Origin of the sequence: Sphingomonas sp. TF3 (assembly GCF_003985085.1) — a bacterium.
In the GTDB taxonomy this organism is placed as follows: Bacteria; Pseudomonadota; Alphaproteobacteria; order Sphingomonadales; family Sphingomonadaceae; genus Sphingomonas.
Map to the genome: position 1 here is coordinate 1 of NZ_RWKS01000022.1, position 19,431 is coordinate 19,431.

Consider the following 19,431-nt stretch of genomic DNA (forward strand, 5'->3'; position numbering starts at 1 on the left):
AATGGCCGGCGATGACGATGGCGTTCAAGGCAGCGCCTGGGATCACCGATGCCGCCAAGGTCGGCGACAAGGTCGATTTTGATGTCACGCTTGTTGGCAGTGCGGGTGAGGTGACAGCAATCCAAAAGAAGCCTTGAATGGTCGATTTCATGAGGGCCATTAAAGCGTAATTAACCTCGTTCCTTCACGCTTCAGCTATGGGAAAAGACAGAGCTGAGCGCGGCACGCAGATCAACACAGGAACAACCGCGCGGGGGCCGTCGTGATTGCCACCGCGTTCGGTTGCATGGCTCTTTTGTGCGTCATCAGCTGGCCGTTTTTCAGCGACTATAACAAGGTCGTCCAAATTCAGAGTGCAGGCGCTGCCGCCTTCGCGATGTATTTTCTGATGTTGGGATCTCCTACGGCGGCGATCGCGTGCCTCATTTCCTGCGCGCAGCTCGTCGTTTCGGCATCGGTGCGTGATCGCTATGTCGTCGTGCGACTCTACGGAGCCAGCCTCATTATATTGTCTTTCCTTTCGGTAGTGACATGGCACGGCATACCGTCTGCGCTGGCATTGACGGGGAGCTCGCTGGGTAGTCTGGCGCGCTTGCAGACATCGACTACGCGTATGAAGGGGCTCTTCCTCCTGGGGGCTCCATTTTGGCTTGCCCATAATTTGATCGTCGGAGCTCTGTTCGCGTTGGGGACAGACGCGGTATCGTTGGCGTCAAACCTGGCGAACCTGATGAGGTTTGTGGTGCGTCGCCGGAGGACTGTATCTTTCAGCCAAAGGTCAAGCGCTTCCGCCAATGCGCCCGGAATATTTGCTCAGGCTGGACCGGTTTCGACACTGGGCATTTAGTGGCATGCCACGCACCTCGATCCGTCCTGCCGCGAACAGGACTACGGCGCCGGTGATGAAGCCGAGCGGAGCGTCGCCATCGACGGTGGAGAGCCCGAGAAAGGCGATGCTCGTCATCGTCGCCTGCTCAAGCGTGTTTTGAAGAAATGCGAGCGGCACCCTCAGCCGCTCGCTTGGAGGAGCGAAGGCGGAGCCGGGATTGTCATGTGCCGAGTAGCGCCGGATGGTCGACACCATCCCGACACCGATGGCGACCCACAGCATTACGAGGAGGCTTTCGCGGGCGGCAAACGCGAGCCGCGGGGCAGTTTCCCGTGGCAGCTCAATCTGTTCGGGAAGCCACAAAGTGGCGACACCCAGGACCGTTGCGCACATCAGGAAGACCCACCCGGCCCTCCCTTCGTATTCCCGACCGTTCTGCGGCCATGGTCAAAGGCTTCGGATGCTCAGCCATTGTCGTTCGCTCCAGCTTGCCTGCCGATGGATCGTCGCCGCCCCTCCGCGCCCTGGATGGGGGCCGCCCCGCAACGGCGCCTCCGTCGCACCCACGTCGGGCTGCCTCTTCGCCGTGCTCGGGACGACGATGTCGCCGGGCGCCCCGAGGTGCGGACGGCCGGTGCGCAGCCACCGGGCCGTATGGTATCGGATTTCATCGGACAATGGGTCTGCCCTCCGCGGCTACCGCAGGTGGTTCCTGCGTCAGAGGAGACACGTCCGCCGCGTTGAGGTCCTCGGGCACGTTGTTGCAAAGCTCATCGATCCAGAGCTGGCCGTTGGCGTCCGAGGGCGCGCGCCAATCGCCGCGCGGCGACAGCGAGCCGCCAGTCGTGACCTTCGGCCCATTCGGCTGGGCGGATCGCTTGAACTGGTTGGCGAAGAAGCGGCGCAGGAAAACGTCGAGCCAGTGGCGGATGGCAGGTATATCATAGGAGCGCTTCTGGTCCTCCGGAAAGCCCGGCGGCCAGTTGCCCGCGGAGGCGTCCTGCCAAGCGTGCATTGCTAGGAAGGCGATCTTGGAGGGGCGCAGCCCAAATCGGGTCAGATAGTAGATCCAGAAGTCGTGGAGTTCGTAGGGGCCGATCTTTTCCTCTGTACTCTGCGACTGGCCTTCGGATGCCTGCGGGATGAGCTCCGGCGATATAGTCGTCCCGAGCACGTCGAGCAGGATGTCGGTCACTTGGGCGTCGAACAGCCGGTTCGACGCCGTCCACCGGATGAGGTGCTGAATGAGGGTCTTCGGAAGCGAGCCGTTGACGTTGTAGTGGCTCATCTGGTCGCCGACGCCGTAGGTGCACCAGCCGAGTGCGAGCTCCGACATGTTGCCGGTGCCGAGCACCAGGCCCTGGCGCTGGTTGGCGGCCCTGAACAGGAGATCGGTCCGGATCCCCGCCTGCACGTTCTCGAAGGTCGTGTCGTAGACCGGCTCCCCGCTCGCGAACGGGTGCCGCAGATCGCGAAGCATCTGGTTGGCCAGCGGCGTGATATCGATTTCCTCGGCCGTCACCCCGAGCCCGCTCATCAGCGAATGCGCGTTGGACCTGGTCCTGCTGCTGGTGGCGAAGCCGGGCATCGTGAAGCCGAGGATGTCGGTACGCGCACGCCCGAGCAGATCAAATGCCTTCGCCGCGACAATCAGGGCGTGGGTCGAATCCAACCCTCCGGACACGCCGATGCAGATCTTGCTTATTCCGGTCGTCTCAAGGCGCTTCGCGAGCCCGGTCACCTGGATGTTGAACGCCTCGTAGCAGTCCTGATCGAGCCGGGCTGGATCGTTAGGTACGAAGGGGAAGCGATCGATGCGTCGCCGCAGGCCCAAGTCGCCAGCGGGCGGCTGGAGAACGAAGGACACGCGACGGAAGCGCCGGTCCGGCATGCCGTTGGCGATTGCCGCCTCGTTGAACGTACCGGTCCGCATGCGCTCCAATTGCAGCCGCTCGATGTCAATGTCCGCGACGGCCATCTGGGACTCTGCGCTGAAGCGCTCCGTCTCCGCGAGTTGGGCCCCGAGTTCGTAAATGCAGGCCTGGCCATCCCAGGCTAGATCGGTTGTCGACTCCCCGTGTCCAGCCGCCGAGTAGACGTAGGCGGCCCAGCAGCGGCCGGACTGGACCTCGCAGAGGCGTCGCCGTGTGTCTGCCTTGCCCACCACGATGTTGCTGGCAGAGAGGTTCGTCAGGATCAGCGCGCCGGCGAGCGCGCCGAAGTCGCTGGGCGGGGCGGGCGCCCAGGCATCCTCGCATATCTCGGTGTGGAAGATCAGGCCGTCGACATCCTCCGCCTGGAACAGGAGGTCCATCCCGAACGGAACGGGCTCGCCTCCGAGGCAGATCTCGCCGCGCACGTCCCGCCCGGAGGCGAACCAACGCTTCTCGTAGAACTCCCGATAGTTGGGCAGGTGCCCCTTCGGCACGACGCCGAGAATTCGACCCCGATGAATGGCGATGGCGCAGTTGTAGAGCCGCCCCTCACGGCGCAGCGGTGCCCCGACGAGGAGGACCGGGTGGAGATCGCTACTTTCGGCGACCAGCTCCAGAAGTCGTCGTTCGACCTCGTCGAGCAGGGCCCGCTGATGGAGGAGGTCGTCGATCGAATAGCCCGACAGCCCGAGCTCCGGGAAGACCATCAGCGCGACCCCTTCATCACTCCCTCTGCGGGCGAGCCTCAGTGTTTCCTCGAGGTTGAACGCCGGTTCCGCGATCCTGCAGAGGGGGCAGCAAGCGGCGACCCTCACAAAGCCTTGTCGGTAGATCGACAGGAAGTGGCCTGTCATGGGTGGCGCTCCCTCATTCATCCCCGCTTCTGACATCAGTTCTTCCCGCAACGGGTGGATCGCGGCTTCAAATGCCCGTTGGACTCGTCGCAGGCGATGAGCATGATGACGAAGCCAACGGTGATGAAAGCATCTGCCATATTGAACGTCGGCCAGTGAGATCCGCCCCAGTGGAGGTCGATAAAGTCGCGTACGGCGCCGAATCGCAGCCTGTCGGCGATATTCCCAATGCCGCCGCCGAGGATCATGCCCAGCACGGCGCGGTAGAGAGGACTCGCCGACCGCAGGATCATCGCGAGGAGAAGAGCCGTGACGGTCGCCGCGACCCCGATCAGCAGGATCGGATGCACCCTTGTGCCGATCCCGAAGGCAACGCCGGCGTTCATGCTGGACGTGATGGTAAGGAAGGGGAGGACGGGTATCGCGCCGTGGCTTGCAACGAGCTCGAAGGCCGCCGGCTTGGTCACCTGGTCCACGGTCAGGGCGAGCCCTGCGCCCAGCCAGGTGGCAGCCCTCGTCATGGCTTCACCCTCGCGCTGCGGCGTATTCCCCGGCCTAGAGGCTGGGCTGTCGAGGACCGGAGCGGCGAGTTGGTCAAACAACGACTCCACCTCCTACGTTTGCCGGCGGGCCGGCCGTGTCGGTTCAACGACGCTGGCCGTCTCACTAGCCTGTTTTCCTGAAAAGCGCGCCAAGCGCTTTGCGGTTCGTCAAGAACAGGCCAGCCGCGAGCGCCAGATAGCCCCAAGCCAGCCACGTCAGACTGTTGACGATACGCAGTTCGTCACCCTGCCAGATTACCGCCAAAGCCACCTGGGCGACGAAAAGGGTAGCGAGCGCCGCCGCACCCACCAGACTGAGGCGAAGACGCAGCAGCAAGCCGATACCGAATAACGACTGTGCGGCAGTGAGGAAGAATTCCTCGTGTTGGCGTGTGTCGAGCGGGAGGCTGGTCAGATGCCCCGCGCCCAAGCTGACCGCCAGCGGCAACATGCCGACTAGCAGAGTCCATTGATTGATCTTGTCGGACATCATCGTCGCGAGGCCGGACGCGGCGCGGCCCGACAGCACGAACAGCGCCGCCACGACGACGGCAGGCGCTTCGCTGGCCAGCGGCGCGAGCCACTGGATCAGCAAGAACTCGTCGAACCCCAAAAGGCGGCCCGAGTCGATCATCGACTCTGCAAAAGGTTCGGCGGATACAAGAATAATCGCGGCTGCGACGATCGTCAGCGCTCCCATGGCTAACCATTGGCGAAGGGGTGAAAGCAGCATGAGCGCCGCGGCCGGGCCAGGCTCGTCGTCATCGTCGTCATCGTCGTCATCAGCGTCTGCGCCAGTTTCCTTCCGACTGGCGCGCCACATATACACCCCGAACAGCGCGATAAGGACGATGGTGTCGATGGGTGAAATTCGGCCCTTCGCCACGATCGCGAAGGCATAGATGCTTGGCAGAAGCAGAAAGAGGATTTCGGTTCGGTTCGCGGGCCGTAACTCAATGGCGCGATCCCGCGTTCGCCGCCAGTGAAGCAATACCAGAAGCGGCCAGGCAAGGCCGACGAGCAGCCGATTTGCGCCGGTCATGTTCGCCGCGGCATAATGGACGTAATTCGATCCGGGGTTCGCGCCCGCCGAATAGGCGTAGTAAAAATCCACGGCATATTCAGGGAGCACGGTGATCAGCGCGACGATCGCCACGATCAACCCTGCCGAAATGCGCTTCTCGGCCGCCTCGGCGCCCCATGACAAAAGGAACCCCGCAGCGAGGATAGCCGCTCCGAAAACGAACGTGTCGAGCAGCGGGTTGGGACGCCAGCCTTCGATCCGCAGGATCACGGCGGGAATCATTGCCGCCCCGACCAGCACGAGCAACAGGGCAAAGCGGCGCAATGATGGCCGTGGAGACGAAGCGGAAGGAATATCAGTCGCCAAGAACGATCCTCACCCTGATCCCAAACCTCACTCTGGTTGTATACTGCTGACCGAAAGCTCTGACCCGAGAACCTCCACTGCTTCGAGCGTCATCAATCCTATCCCTGGCACGTCGGACAGGTCCGACACGAACGCCCGCAAACGAGCGTCGAAATCGACGATCTCGATCACCACGGCTCGATCGCTTTCGAGTACATGCCTGCGATGAAGATGCGCCGATCGCCCGAACCCAATAAGCGCCTCAAGCACGGTCACGCCGGCGAGTCTGGCGTCACGCGCCTTGGATGCGACCACCTCGAGCACCTTGCGGTCGCCGTAATAGGCGGCCTCGTCGGTGTAGATGCGGAGCAATTTGGTATGTTCGCTCATGCTCGCCTCCTGTGTCATGTCGAGATCGGCTCGGGGGTCGGATGCGCCGCCACGCCGCCATCCGGCTCGGGATCGCGGTGCTTGCCCACGCGTTCGCCCCAGCCAAGCACCACGCGGGCGATGGCGGGGAGAACGAGCAAAGTGAGAATGGTAGCCGCAACCAAGCCCCCGATAACAGTGGTCGCCAGGGGCTTCTGGACCTCGGCGCCGGTGCCGTGCGCGAGCGCCATCGGCACGAAACCGATCGCCGGCACAAATCCGGTCATGACGACGGCGCGCATCTTTTCGGCCATCCCGTCGCGGATCGCCTGAGCGAGCGGAAACCCTGCCTCGATCCGTTCGCGTATCGCTGTCATCACCACGAGGCCATTGAGTACGGCGACGCCCGCAAGACAGATGAAGCCGACAGCGGCTGATACCGAGAATGCAATGCCGGTGAGCGCCAAGGTGAACACGCCGCCCGCCAATCCTAAGGGCACCGCCAGGAACACCGCAGTAGCGCGTCCAAAGCTGCCGAGAGCCATGTAGAGCAGGCCAAAGATCAACGCGAAACAGAGCGGCACAACGATCGAAAGCCGCTTAGATGCATCCTGCAGACTCTGGAACTGCCCGCCCCATTCGAGATAATAGCCGGCCGGAAGTTTGACCTGTGCAATCTTGGCCTGCGCTTCGGCGACGAACGACCCGGCATCACGTCCCAACAAGTTCACCTGAATGGCGAGACGGCGCTTGCCGTTCTCGCGCCTGATCTCATTGAGGCCTTCGGTGACGCGAATCTGCGCGACTTGCGAGAGCGGCACTTGCTGGCGAGCTTGCCCGGCCTTCTCGGGAAGCAACACCGGCAGCGCCTGGATGTCATCCAGGCTGGTGCGCGTGGTTTCGGGCACGCGCACCGTGATGTCGAACCGCCGGTCGCCCTCATAGAGCAAACCGGACTCGCGGCCCCCGAGCGCCGCGGAAACCGTGTCGGCCACTTCGCGCATCGTGAGACCATAGCGTGCAATGGCGGCGCGATCGAGCTTCACGTCGAGCGTCGGCGCACCACCAACCTGGTCAGCCTTTACGCTGCCCGCGCCCGGAATGGATTGCAGGACGCGAACCATCTCGCTGGCCGTCTGCGCCATCTTGTCGAGGTCGTCGCCGTAGAGCTTGATGGCGACGTCACCGCGAACACCCGCGATCAGTTCGTTGAAGCGAAGTTGGATCGGTTGGCTCATTTCATAGATTTGACCGAGCTGACCACGTGACACCTTCTCAATGCGCTCGATCACCTCGGCTTTTGTATGGACGCTGGCGGGCCACTGATCCTGGGGCTTGAGAATGATATAGCCGTCCGACATATTCTGCGGCATCGGATCGGTCGCAACCTCAGCGGTGCCGGTCTTGGAAAACATCAGCTCGACTTCGGGCAGTTTTTTCACGGCGGCCTCGACCTGTCGCTGCATAGCGAGCGACTGTTCGAGGTTGACCGAGGGAACGCGGGTCGAGGCGAGGGCAATATTCTTCTCGTCGAGCTGCGGGATGAACTCGCTGCCCAACAATCCGAACGCCGGCACCGCGGCGAGAAAGAAGGCCAGTCCGCCGAGGATGAACGGCCACGGCCGTGCGATCGCCTTGTCGAGCAGCGGCAGATAGCGCTCCTTGCTCTTGCGGATCAGCCACACTTCCTTCTCGGCGACCCGGCCGCGAATGAGCAGCGCCACCATGGCCGGCACGAAGGTCAGCGCCAGGATGAAGGCCGCGACCAGCGCGAGCATGATCGTGATTGCCATCGGCGAGAACGTCTTGCCCTCGACGCCGGTGAACATGAGCAGCGGCGCAAAGGCAAGCAGGATGATTGCTTGCCCGAAAACGGTCGGCTTTATCATTTCCTGAGCGGCGCGCATGGTCTCCTCAAGCCGCTCGCGAAGGGCGAGCAGCCGGCCCTCATGTTCCTGCCGGTGCGCTAGCCGCGCCAGACAGTTCTCGATGATGATCACCGCGCCGTCGACGATAAGACCGAAGTCGAGAGCCCCCAGGCTCATCAGGTTGCCGGGCACGCGAAAGGCGTTCATCCCCATTGCCATCATGAGGAACGAGAAGGGAATAACGAGCACCGCGATCAGCGCCGCGCGCCAGTTGCCGAGCAACAGGAATAGCGCGACCGCCACCAGGATCGCGCCCTCGGTCAGATTGCGCTGCACGGTCGCGACCGTCGCGTTGACCAGCTTCGAGCGGTCGAGCACCACCTTGACGGTAACGCCGGGCGGCAAGGTCTTCGATACCTGCTCGAGCTTTGCAGAGACATCCTGCGCAACGATGCGGCTGTTCTGACCGATAAGCATCAACGCGGTGCCGATGACGGCTTCTTTGCCGTTCACGCTGCCCGCACCGGTGCGAAGGTCGCCCCCGCTCTCGACATTGGCGATCTGGCCAACGGTGATGGGAACACCGCCGCGTGTGGCGGCGACGGCGTTCTTGATTTCATCCACCGAGCGAACCCGCGCATCGAGCCGAACCAAATAGCCTTCGCCGCCGCGGTTATAGTAGTTCGCGCCCACCGCGAGGTTGGCGTTCTCCAGCGCCTCGCCAAGCTCGCTATACGAGATACCGTAGGTCGAGAGTTTCACCGGATCTGGTTCAACCACGAATGTCTTGGCGTAGCCGCCGATCGAGTCGACGCCGGCCACGCCCGGAACGGCGCGGAGCTGTGGGCGGACGATCCAGTCCTGAACGGTGCGAAGGAACCCGGCCTGTTCGACCGCATTCGTCAGCCGATCGCCTTCGGGCGTCAGGTAACTCCGATCCGATTGCCAGCCGGGCTGGCCGTTCACAATTTTCGCGCCTTTGCCGTCAGGATTGGCATATTCGACCGTGTACATCACGACTTCGCCAAGACCGGTCGTAACCGGGCCGATCTGCGGCTGTACGCCGTCGGGCAACGTATCGCGCGCCTGGGTCAGGCGTTCGCCTACCTGCTGGCGCGCGAAATAGAGATCGGTGCCTTCCGAGAATATTGCGGATACCTGGCTAAAGCCATTGCGGGAAATCGAACGGGTCGTCTCCAGTCCAGGGATGCCAGCCAGCGCGGTTTCGATCGGATAAGTGACAAGCTTTTCCATCTCGACCGGCGAGAGGCGCCGATCGACGGTGTTGATCTGTACCTGTTTGTTGGTGATGTCGGGCACGGCGTCGATCGGCAGCTTGGTGAGCTGCCACAGGCCAAGACCGGCAATCGCCAGGAAGATGAACAGGACCGCCCAGCGCGCACGGACGGCCAGCGCGATAAGGTTGGCGATCATCTGTTATTCTTCCTCGCCCGCGCCCTTGCCGAGTTCGGCTTTGAGCAGGAAGGCGTTCTTGGTGGCGATGGTCTGCCCGGCTGAGAGGCCCGACACGATCTCGATGCGGCCGGCGCTGCGCTGGCCGGTAGTGACATTCTGGGCGCGGAAACCCTTAGCAGTGCGTGTGAACACGACGTCGCGACCTTCAAGGCTCTGAACGGCGTCTTCTGGCACGACAATCGCGTTCGAAACCTCGCCGCGGCTTGGCAGGAGCCGCACCCGGACTGCGAGACCCGGCTGCAGAGAACCGGGAACATCTAACACCGCAGTCGCGGAACGAGTCTCCCCGCTAAGGCCAGGGGTCACGGCGCGCACGCGCGCCTCGATCGTCCGCCCGCCGGGCAATTCGACGATTGCGCGGTCACCGGGGGATAAGCGCTGAGCATCAGCCGGACCGACCGCGGCTTCGATCTGAATCTTCGCAGGATCGGCAACCCGGAACAGTTCGGTCTCGGGTTGAACGAACGCCCCGAGACTTACGTTTTCGGCGGTCACGCGCCCTGTGATCGGACTTGCGACGACGACACCGCGACCATCGCTTGTGACGTTTGCCGCTCCCGCGGCGACCTGCGCGCGTCGCGCCTCGGCCGCCGCGGACGTCGCCCCGGCCTGAGCCTGCTCGAGATCGACCCGCGCGGATACTTTCTGCCGGTACAAATATTGCTCTCGCGCCAATGCCTTTTGCGCCAGCGCTGATTTGGCAGCTGCGACCGTGCGATCCGCCGCGAATTGAGCCGCCTCACGGCTCTCGACGATCGCGAGCGCTTCGCCTGCTCGTACGGGATCGCCCAGGCGCTTGAGCAAGCGCGTCACCGCACCTCCGGCTCTCGCTGTGACGATCGCCTCGCCAGTAGGGGAGGCTGCCACTGTCGCTTGGCTAACGATTTCGGCACCCAGACCGCCTGCCTTGACCGTTTCAGTCGCAATGCTAGCTTGCTGCATTGCTTGTGCGGTCATTGCCAAGGTATCCGGCTTCTTCTCCTTGCCCGATGCAGCCGCAGGAACGCTGGCCGGGGCCTCGACGGGCTTCGAGCCGCCCGTGGTATAGCGGGCAACCGCGAAACCACCGAGCGCGGCGATCAACGCGACACCGGCCGCACTGCCAAGCAGGCGCTTATCCTGAAGGATCATAGGTGTTCTCCGAGATAAAACGAGGCGCGAGCATACGACTTATGCCCAAGGCACGTGCGGCCGGAACCCGGCTTATGTTCCAAGTTCATCACTGCCGCGCCTCACCGTTGGCGAGGGTGGCTGGCGTCGTCAGACGCTGCAATCTCGCCACTGCATCGTGGTAGGCGGCAAGCGCATCGACATAGGCTTGCCGGGTTTGAGACAGCGTTCGCTCGGCGTCTAGCAGCGCGATCTGGTCAAACTTGCCTTGAGAGTAACCGATACGCGCGATCCTGGCCGCCTCCGCTGCGGCAGCGAGACCTGGGCCTCCCGTAGCGCGTGCAGTCGCGGCAGCATTGGCGACTTCGGTTTGCGCGCGGGCGATATCCTGGCGGGTATCGAGTGCCACGAGGGAGCGCAGCGCCTGAGCCTGCGTCTGCTCGGCTTGCGACTGACTGACGAAGGCCCGACCATTGTTAAAGATCGGGATGGGGACACTCACGCCGACCACGGCGGCTGTGTCATTGGTCTCCGCCAAACGACGGGCTCCTGCGCTGATCGTGATGTTAGGAATGCGTGACGCGCGAGCTAGTCGGACCTGAGCATCCGCCGCGCGAACGTCGGCGGTGGCAGCGGCAAAAGCGAGAGTCTCTTCGACATCGACGGGCTGAGCGGGCCCATAGAAACTTGCGACCTGATCGAACCAGGCGCGGTCAAGCAGCCCCGTGATCGGGCGACCGATGAGCGCGGCGAGATTTAGTCTTGCAGCCTGTGCCTGCCGCCCCGCACTGTCGGCAGCGACCTGTGCGTTGATCCGGAGGACATCAGCGCGTTGCTGCTCGATTGGCGATGCCGCGCCGGCACGAACGCGTTCGCTTGCGATCCGCAAGGCATTTGCTGCAATAGCAGACTGCGCCGACAGCACTTCTGTACGACGCTCGGCTGCGGCCGCCTCGACATAGAGCTGCGTGATCCTGAGCCGAAGGTCGGCAACGGCGATTGCGGTCTGGATCTCAGCCCGGGTCAGTCGTGCGTTCGCCAGCGCAAGCCGCGCGCTGCGCTTGCCTCCTAGTTCCAGAGGCAGCGCAATTCCGACGCTTGATTCAGCGCTGCGGAAGCCTCGATATTGCCCCGAACCCGCTAAATTTTCGACTTGCAGCTGAACCTCGGGGTTTGGGCGCAATCCCGCTATCGTACGGGCGGCCGTGACCGCCTGCACACCGGCAGTCGATGCTGCGATCGAGGGCGAAGCGGCGCCGCCCTGAGACAAGGCCGCTTCAAGGCTAAGCACCTCTCCCTCGGTCGAAGTCGTCGGCACCCCCGGTTGAGACCCCGTTTGCGCCTGCGCGACCGACGCGCCAGCGAGGCACGCGACCAGCGTTGCATTCAGCACGCACAAAACCGCGCGCGGCGGAACGATCATCCTGCGCACCTCTAGGTTGCCGGCCGGAGTTCAGTCCGCGCATTGCGGACGATCTCATACGCGGAAGGAAGGAACAGAAGCGCGATCACGCCGTCAACCGTGAGGTCGGGCAACGCTCGCCCCGTCCATGGCGGGCGGGCGCGTTAACGATTCGGGTGTCAATCATCTGGCTTCTTTACAATCTCTAGCTGCTGTAGGAGCAAGCGCAAAGTTCGATGGCAGCAAATGATTTGGAGCAAATGCGAGATGAAGATTGGTGAGTTGGCGCGCGCGACTGCGACCAAGGTGACGACGATCCGCTTTTACGAGCAAATTGGTGTGCTCGAAACACCTGAGCGCACATCCTCGGGCAGACGCACCTATGGTGACGGCGACGTGGATCGCCTGAACTTCGTGCGGAACGGGCGAAGGCTCGGTTTCTCGATCGAGGAAATTCGTTCGCTCCTCGCGCTTGCCGATCAACCGGAGCGCGACTGTGCGGAAGCAGCGGAAATCGCAGCGCGGCACCTGGTCGGTGTGGAGGATCGGCTTCGCCAGCTTTCTGCCTTGCGCGACGAGCTGAGCGCCATGAGCGCGAGCGGGTGCTGCGCCCGAACGATGGCCGAGTGCCGGGTCATTCAAGCGATAGCGCGGCCAGCCGCTTAGGTGCCGACTGATTGCGTCCAGGAGCGGAGTAAGTTTTCGATGCCCCATTGCCATCTTCGCACATCAACAACGCTCATTATCGTTGCGGCGTTCGCAGTGGCAGCTCCAGCTCATGCGGACCCTTCCGACGACTTCATCAATCCCGATCGGCCCGGGATCGCGGATGGAAGCACGACGGTTGGCCAGGGGTCATTTTCAGTTCGAGACGGCTATCCAGCGCGAGTATCGCAGCAACGGCGATGAACGAGAGCATACGACCTTTATTCCGAGGCTGCTGCGATATGGGTTCAGCAAGAACTGGGAGTTCCGTGTCGAAGGCAACACGTTCACTCGGCAGCGCCAGCACGACCCGGCCCTAGTCGATACGGACAGCAGCGGGTTTGCGCCGTCCTCGATTGGTCTGAAGTACAATATCGTCAAGGCAGTGGGATCGACCCAGCCATCAATCGGCGCAATCGTTCGGGTCTTTCCACCTTCTGGTTCCAGTGCTTTTCGTAACTCGCGCGCAACCGGGGATTTCCGCTTGGCGGCCGACTGGAATTTTGTCGACAAATGGTCATTGAACCCCAACGTCGGCGTGGCGGTGTACGAGGACGACACGAAGCGCTCCTATGCCGCCGGACTGTTCGCAGCTACGTTGAACTACAATCCGAGCAAGATCCTGAATTTTTTCGTCGACACCGGGCTTCAATATGCCGAGGAGAAGAATGGACGTGCTTCGTTGATCTTCGACGTTGGGGCCGCGTACATCATCGGGCACGATATACAGATTGACCTTAGCGTCGGGACGGGTGCCGCCGGCACAAAACCACCTCATCCTTTTCTCGCGGCGGGCTTCTCGAAACGCTTCTGATCGCTAAACCCGCAGCATGGCCGTATCATTTTCGGTCGGGGGGCTTGATCCTTGAGGGGCTGGAGCATGTAGCAACGCTCGAACCTCTCCGCGACTCGTGAGAAGCGAATGGAAATTCGGTGGAACCCAGGGAAGAAATCAAGACGATTTGGCATGCTGACCGGCGGGCGGCGATCATGTGGCTCGGGGCCGGGCTCATGACGAGCATTCCGCTTCCTCTATTGGCAGCGAGGACCGAGCGGGGTCGGTCTTGGGGCGGCTTCGCTACGCCTCCGGTCTGGCGCCCGATAGAAGTCGCAACCGGCGACACGCTGATCGTGCCGGCCAAGGTGTCCGGCGTAGCAATCGACGCGGTGCTCGACAGCGGAAGCGGCGCGTCAATTATCAGCAAACCGCTCGCGGCCAAGCTTGGCTTGACGAACCTGGAGCCGCGACGGATCAACGGCCTGGGCGGCAAGGCTCCGGTTGGTCTGGTCCGTAATGTCGCGGTGATGCTGGACACTCATGCTACCGTCCTCCCCTCCGCAGTCGTTGCAGACTTGGGGGCGGTTTCGGCCGCCTTTGGTCGGCCGATCGACATGATCCTCGGGTCAGACGTACTAGCGGGTGGCTGCCTGGCGCTCGATTTCACGACACGGCGGTTTGCATTTGAGAAGACCGCCAGCTTTGTGGGGGGTCCGGAATGGACTGTACTTCCGCTCGGGCACGGGGCCAAACGGGAATTGTTTGTGCTCGCGTCCATCGCCGGACTGGACCCGGTGCCGCTGATGCTCGATTTCGGCAGTTCGTCGGCGTTGATGCTATCCTCCGCCTATATCGAGGCGCACTCCGTTCTCGTCGGCAAGACCGTCTCCACCGCCGCCCTTGGCGGGGTCGAGGGAGTGCAAATCGTCAAGGCCTTCGTTGCCGACAAGGTGAGCCTGGGCGCGCTCTCGAGCGCCTTAGTTCCGGCGCTCGCCCTTGATCGGTGGACCTCGGTGAGCACGGTAGGGAATGTGGGGATGCCGTTGCTCGGACAATTCGACATCGTACTGGACGTGTCTCAAGGACAGTTGTGGTTGCGTTCCGCCCCTCCTCGGGCGCGCCTGCCGATGCTGAAGGATCGAAGCGGCCTCGGCCTCGCCGCCTCCACTACTGACCTGACTGTCGTGCATGTGGCATCCGGCAGCCCTGCGGATCGGGCGGGGTGGGCCGTCGGTGAGCAGGTTGTAGCCGTGGACGGTCGTCCTATCGACAGCTCCTATACGCGGGGATTGCTTTGGCAATGGCGCTACGGCCCCGCAGGAAGCCGGGTAACGCTTAAGCTCGCGAACGGAACGACGCGGGTTCTAAAGCTTGCCGACTACTACTGAGCAGCTCGACACGAAAGCAATGGGAAGCTACAGGTCCTGCTCGGGACTGGCGCTGGTTTGGAGGTGATGAGCCGGATCGCCATACTCAGTCGGTGGCATGCTGGCAGCCTCGCCGGTGTCAATGTTCGTTTTGGCGGCCGCTTAGCCGCTGTTGCTGCGCAAGCCGCTACGTCCATCTTCCAAAACGACCCCAACCTCTCAGCAAAAGGAAGTCATCATAAGAGCGCTACGCATCGCATTGCGTACCGCCGCCATCTTCCGCCGGTCCGGCCCTCGCTCAATCCATGAGCGGAGATATGAAAGGCATGCCGGTATGGCGGGCATGGACAAGAAGGCGCCTGCCGTCACGACGGGGCAGGGTGTCGATGTCATCACCGCGATCGATACCAAGGCGAACAAGCTCACGATCCAGCATCGGCCGATACTGGCGGTGGGCTGGCCAGCAATGACCATGGCGTTCAAAGGCCATTCCGCCGACACCGTTCGTGCCTGCGACGTCGGCGATCAGGTCGGATGCCCGTTGATCACAACATTGTCTGCTACCAATTGAGCACGATTTGATCGATGTTGCTGCAAGAGCGGCGAACCTGTCACGGCGCCTCTCATCGTCGCCGAAATCTAGTATTTATCGGACTGTGGCTACATCTGACTGAGCTGCACGACCATTCGCCTGATACCAGATTGGGTGAACCTCCTAGGCATAGGCATAGGCATAGGCATCGCGATGCGTCGACGAGGCATTGCCATGCCAATTTCCCGATGTGTTGGGAGGCTGACGCTTAGACTAGCCAGGCGTTGGTGGTCGCGATGACCAGAAGAACGCCAAGCACTCCGCGATAGATGACGAAGGGCCAGGCGGAGAAGCGCTCGAGGACGCGCATTAGCGCCCAGATCGCCGCGAATGCTGAAACGGTTGCGACGCCAAGGCCGACCGCCAGAATGGACCAGCCGTGCATGTCGAGGTGGACTTTGTGCAGCTCCCACAATTCCTTCAATCCGGCGAGAGCGATAGCCGGGATGCCCAACAGGAATGAAAAGCGCGCAGCTTCTTCACGCTTAAATCCGAGTGCGAGCGCAGCGGTGAGAGTCGATCCGGAGCGTGAGACGCCTGGGATGAGGGCTCCGACCTGGGCCAGGCCGACGAGCAGCGCGTCCACCAGTGATGCATTCTCGACGCTGCGGCGGTGGCGTGCCAGGATTTCGGTGAGCGCCATCAGCACCGCCATCAAGATGCACGCCCAGCCAATCACCGGCAATGCGCGAAGGGGTGAGTTGCATGTATTGAGGCTGCTCGAAAGTAACGCGCCCGCCAGCGCGATAGGAATCGTTGCCAGCACGATCCAGGTCGCCAGACGAAGATCGGGATCGGCGAATTCGCGGCGGCTGATCGCCGACACTGACCCGACCGCAAGACGGCGAACGTCTCGCCAAAAATAGCTGATAACGGCGGCGAGCGCCGCAAGCTGCATCGCGGCCGAAAAGGCCGAACCCGGATCTCGCCACCCCAGCACGGCAGGTACGACGCGCATATGGGCTGTCGACGAAATCGGCAGAAGTTCGGTAATGCCCTGCACCACGCCCAATAGGGCGACCTTGGCATAGCCCAATGTCACAAAGCCCGTGTCGATGCTCGCGGTACATTGGCCGGCCATATCAATGTAGTCCTTTGCGGGATGGAAGAGCGAAGATCGTGGCTTCGGGACGCTCGGTAACCGGGCTATCGCGCCTGCTGGTCGCGATCGATAAGACGCAGCCCGTTGAGCACGACCAGGAGCGATGCTCCGACATCTGCTGCTATCGCGCCCCAGAGCGACGCCATTCCAAGCAGCGTCAGCCCCCCGAAGACGAGCTTTACCGCAAGCGAGAAGCCGATGTTCTGCCGGATGATGGTGAGTGTCGCTCGTGAGTGCCGAATGAGCCACGGTAGCTGGGAGAGATCGTCCTGCATCAGTGCGATGTCGGCCGTCTCGATCGCCGCATCACTCCCAATCGCGCCCATCGCGATGCCGAGGCTCGCCCGCGCCATCGCCGGCGCGTCGTTGACGCCGTCACCGACCATGGCAACAAGGCCGTGCTGCGCCACCAGTCTTTCTATCGCCTCGACCTTCTGTTCGGGAAGCAGCTCGGCGTAAACCTCATCCACGCCGGTTTCATGCGCGATCGCTTCGGCCGGCGCGCGAGCATCTCCCGTGAGCATGACCACTTGAGCGATGCCAAGGGCGTGTAATTGTGCAACGATTAGTCTTGCTTCAGGTCGCACCGCATCACCCACCGCGATCAACCCGATCACTGTCATGGATTCCCAGACCGCGATTCCAGTCAGTCCGGCTCCAGCGATACGTTTCAAGGCGGTTGTCAGTTTTTCGCTGTCGCCGCCGCCGAGCCTCTGTTCAAGATAGATGGCAGAACCGACCCAGACGTGGCGATCATTGATCTTGCCAACAACCCCTAGGCCCGGGACAGCCGTCACGTCTTTCGCGGGGACCACGTCTATGCCGCGCTCCGCTGCAATGGCGAGGATTGCGCGCGCAATGGGGTGTTCGCTGCGGGCTTCAACGGCAGCAGCAAATGACAGTAACTCAGATTCGCTCCGGGTGCCGATCGGTATGATTTCGATCACCTTGGGGCGGCCAAGCGTGAGTGTGCCGGTCTTGTCCATCGCAATCGCCGTGAGGCGGGCAGGCGTTTCCAGATGGACACCTCCCTTGATCAGCACGCCCCGCCGGGCCGCGCCGGTCAATCCTGCGACTATGCTGACAGGGGTCGAGATGACCAGGGCGCAGGGACAGGCGATGACGAGCAACACCAGCGCTTGATAGAACCATGCGGCCCAACTTCCCCCGAGCAGAAGCGGCGGCACGAGGAATGCCGCCAGGGAAAGCGCCATCACGACCGGCGTGTATATCCGCGCGAAGCGTTCCACCCACTGTTCGCTCGGAGCCCGTTTGCTCTGCGCCTCGCCGACCATGCGCACGATACGCGCGAGCGTGGTGTCGGAGGCTGGCCGGGTGGTTACGATCTCGAGCGCGCCCATGCCGTTGATGGTCCCGGCATAGACCACCGCGTCTTGCGTCACCGTAACGGGTACGCTTTCGCCCGTGATTGGCGCCTGATTGACCGCGCTCGTCCCCGCAACCACATAGCCGTCGAGCGGTATCTTTCCGCCCGGGGGAACGATCACATGGGTTCCGACCGCAACTTCGGCAACGGGTACGTCCTTCTCGACGCCTGCCGCATCTCGTATCCGGGCAGAATCCGGCGCGATTTCCATAAGTGCGGCGACGGCACGGCGGGCACGTCCCAGGCTCCATGCCTCAAGCGCCAGCGCAAGGGCGAAGAAAAATGCGACAGTCGCCGCTTCGAACCATTGGCCGATGCCGAGGGCACCCGCCACCGCGACCAGCATGAGCAGGTTCATGTCCGGCCGGAGTCGCCGCGCCGCGAGGATCGCCTTGGGTGCGACGTATCGAACTGCCGACAGGACCGACAAGGAATAAGCGAGCATCGCCAGAACCGGGGGGTGCGCCTCGCGCGCCAGACTCTCGTGCAGTACCGCAGCGAAGCCGTTTGCGCGCGCGTGAATCGCAAAACCGACCAGGACCAAAGCGCCGCTTGCGATGGTCAGCCCGGCCTGAACCCGGCGTCGCCGCTGCTCCTCTGGCGCACCGGCACTGCGCTCGCCTTCTTTCCACAGTTCGGCGCGCATCCCCGTGCGTTCGACTGCCCTTAGGATGTCGGCGTGAAGAGAGAGATCGGCACCGCTCGCGATCGACATGCGACCGTTGATGAGATCGAACGACAGATTTTCCGGCCCTACGATCGGACCGAGTTCGCGCTTGAGCACCGCGACTTCGTCACCGCAGTCCATGCCATGGATTTCGAAAATGACGCCGTCCGGATGGTCCGGGAGAGCCTGGGCAACGGGCGCCGGTTCACCCGAGCAGCTTCTGCAACCGTCGGCTCCTGCGGCATCTTTTGAGATACCGCTCTGACCATCTAGCTCGGCGGTCATCCCGGTGGTCGATACGGCCGCGATCACGGCTTCGACTGTGAGGCCGGACGCGACATCGACGTCGAGCAGGCCAAGCTTCGGCTGGAACGACAAAAACCGCTCATCTCCAACGAGTGGGATAAGCGCTTCTCTGAGCAATCGAACCTCATTCTGGCAGTCTAGCCCCTGGACCTTGAAGCGCCACCGGCGCCCTATCGCTATGGGGCTCGTCCCGGTCTGCTCGAACATTGCGTCACCTCGACTTTTCGACATGACACCCACTATACAGTCTGAAGTCACTAGAGGGTCAAACGATATGTCCACCGAGCCGCTCAGCATCGGGAGTCTCGCCAAAGCCACCGACAGCAAGGTGGAGACGATCCGCTATTATGAGAGCATCGGCTTGTTGGCGGCGCCCGCCCGAACAAAGAACAACTATCGCGCCTACACCGCCCAACATCTCGCACGGCTCAGTTTCATTCGCAGGGCTCGCGCGCTGGGTTTCTCGATCGACCAGGTTCAGGAGTTGCTCAAGCTCGCCGACCAGAAGGATATTTCTTGCAAGGCGGTGGACGCGATCGCGCGGGAGCATCTCGCCGAAATCGACCGAAAGCTCCGCGATCTGAATACTTTGAGGTCCGAGTTGAGCAACGTGATTGTCCAGTGCGGACAGGGCACTATTTCCGAGTGCCGCATCATCGAGACATTGGCGCCGGATTCCGCCACGTTCAGCTGAGCAGGGCGGTTGATGATACCACCGTTCGCAATTGCCAGCAGCTAATGCAAACAAGTCGCAAAACCACTTGACCCTCTAGC

General features: G+C 62.5%; 17 protein-coding genes. 7 read left to right on the forward strand and 10 right to left on the reverse strand.

What is annotated here, in order from left to right:
- The first annotated feature begins 11 nt into the window (after positions 1–11).
- On the forward strand, positions 12–137 hold the full coding sequence (locus EJC47_RS16775) for a copper-binding protein (RefSeq protein ID WP_260591636.1): 126 nt from the start codon (positions 12–14) through the stop codon (positions 135–137).
- A gap of 125 nt (positions 138–262) precedes the next feature.
- On the forward strand, positions 263–847 hold the full coding sequence (locus EJC47_RS16780; RefSeq protein ID WP_260591634.1) for a YgjV family protein: 585 nt from the start codon (positions 263–265) through the stop codon (positions 845–847).
- Here the strand turns inward: EJC47_RS16780 and EJC47_RS16785 are convergent.
- The 8 genes from EJC47_RS16785 to EJC47_RS16820 all read right to left on the reverse strand — a co-directional run bounded on the left by EJC47_RS16785 (position 779) and on the right by EJC47_RS16820 (position 11,741).
- Entirely contained in the window at positions 779–1,222 is a 444-nt protein-coding gene (locus EJC47_RS16785) for an MAPEG family protein (RefSeq protein ID WP_010405543.1), read from the reverse strand. The genes EJC47_RS16780 and EJC47_RS16785 overlap by 69 nt on opposite strands.
- 274 nt (positions 1,223–1,496) lie before the next feature.
- A complete protein-coding gene (locus tag EJC47_RS16790) occupies positions 1,497–3,617 on the reverse strand; it encodes an NAD(+) synthase (protein ID WP_081988567.1) in 2,121 nt (706 codons plus the stop codon).
- 35 nt (positions 3,618–3,652) lie between these two features.
- Entirely contained in the window at positions 3,653–4,219 is a 567-nt protein-coding gene (gene lspA, locus EJC47_RS16795; protein WP_126849018.1) for a signal peptidase II, read from the reverse strand.
- A gap of 64 nt (positions 4,220–4,283) precedes the next feature.
- The gene (locus tag EJC47_RS16800) at positions 4,284–5,549 is read right to left on the reverse strand and encodes a sodium:proton exchanger (RefSeq protein ID WP_245535557.1); all 1,266 of its coding nucleotides are present in this window, start codon (positions 5,547–5,549) and stop codon (positions 4,284–4,286) included.
- A gap of 27 nt (positions 5,550–5,576) precedes the next feature.
- Positions 5,577–5,918, reverse strand: a complete 342-nt coding sequence (locus EJC47_RS16805) for a DUF190 domain-containing protein (protein WP_010405551.1) — start codon at positions 5,916–5,918, stop codon at positions 5,577–5,579.
- Between the two features lie 14 nt (positions 5,919–5,932).
- Entirely contained in the window at positions 5,933–9,199 is a 3,267-nt protein-coding gene (locus EJC47_RS16810) for an efflux RND transporter permease subunit (RefSeq protein WP_010405552.1), read from the reverse strand.
- A 3-nt stretch (positions 9,200–9,202) separates the two neighbouring features.
- Positions 9,203–10,372: an efflux RND transporter periplasmic adaptor subunit gene (locus EJC47_RS16815; RefSeq protein ID WP_010405553.1), complete on the reverse strand. Its 1,170-nt coding sequence runs from the start codon at positions 10,370–10,372 to the stop codon at positions 9,203–9,205.
- A gap of 88 nt (positions 10,373–10,460) precedes the next feature.
- Entirely contained in the window at positions 10,461–11,741 is a 1,281-nt protein-coding gene (locus EJC47_RS16820) for a TolC family protein (RefSeq protein WP_126849033.1), read from the reverse strand.
- A 279-nt stretch (positions 11,742–12,020) separates the two neighbouring features.
- On the opposite strand from EJC47_RS16820, the gene EJC47_RS16830 reads away from it, so the two are divergent.
- The 4 genes from EJC47_RS16830 (at position 12,021) to EJC47_RS16845 (ending at position 15,174) form a co-directional block, all read left to right on the forward strand.
- Positions 12,021–12,419: a MerR family transcriptional regulator gene (locus tag EJC47_RS16830; protein WP_033963081.1), complete on the forward strand. Its 399-nt coding sequence runs from the start codon at positions 12,021–12,023 to the stop codon at positions 12,417–12,419.
- Between the two features lie 112 nt (positions 12,420–12,531).
- Entirely contained in the window at positions 12,532–13,272 is a 741-nt protein-coding gene (locus tag EJC47_RS16835) for a transporter (RefSeq protein WP_126849019.1), read from the forward strand.
- Positions 13,273–13,391: 119 nt separating this feature from the next.
- Positions 13,392–14,624: an aspartyl protease family protein gene (locus EJC47_RS16840; RefSeq protein WP_231564856.1), complete on the forward strand. Its 1,233-nt coding sequence runs from the start codon at positions 13,392–13,394 to the stop codon at positions 14,622–14,624.
- A gap of 313 nt (positions 14,625–14,937) precedes the next feature.
- Complete coding sequence (locus EJC47_RS16845; protein ID WP_010405563.1) at positions 14,938–15,174, forward strand: copper-binding protein; 237 nt, start codon at positions 14,938–14,940, stop codon at positions 15,172–15,174.
- A gap of 229 nt (positions 15,175–15,403) precedes the next feature.
- Here EJC47_RS16845 and EJC47_RS16850 read toward each other — a convergent pair whose 3' ends face one another.
- Positions 15,404–16,201: an undecaprenyl-diphosphate phosphatase gene (locus tag EJC47_RS16850; RefSeq protein ID WP_260591637.1), complete on the reverse strand. Its 798-nt coding sequence runs from the start codon at positions 16,199–16,201 to the stop codon at positions 15,404–15,406.
- A gap of 140 nt (positions 16,202–16,341) precedes the next feature.
- Positions 16,342–18,864 carry a heavy metal translocating P-type ATPase gene (locus tag EJC47_RS16855; RefSeq protein ID WP_249340854.1) on the reverse strand — a complete coding sequence of 841 codons (2,523 nt, stop codon included), beginning with the start codon at positions 18,862–18,864 and terminating at the stop codon, positions 16,342–16,344.
- Between the two features lie 67 nt (positions 18,865–18,931).
- On the opposite strand from EJC47_RS16855, the gene EJC47_RS16860 reads away from it, so the two are divergent.
- Complete coding sequence (locus EJC47_RS16860) at positions 18,932–19,351, forward strand: MerR family transcriptional regulator (protein WP_010405566.1); 420 nt, start codon at positions 18,932–18,934, stop codon at positions 19,349–19,351.
- The last annotated feature ends 80 nt before the right edge of the window (positions 19,352–19,431 follow it).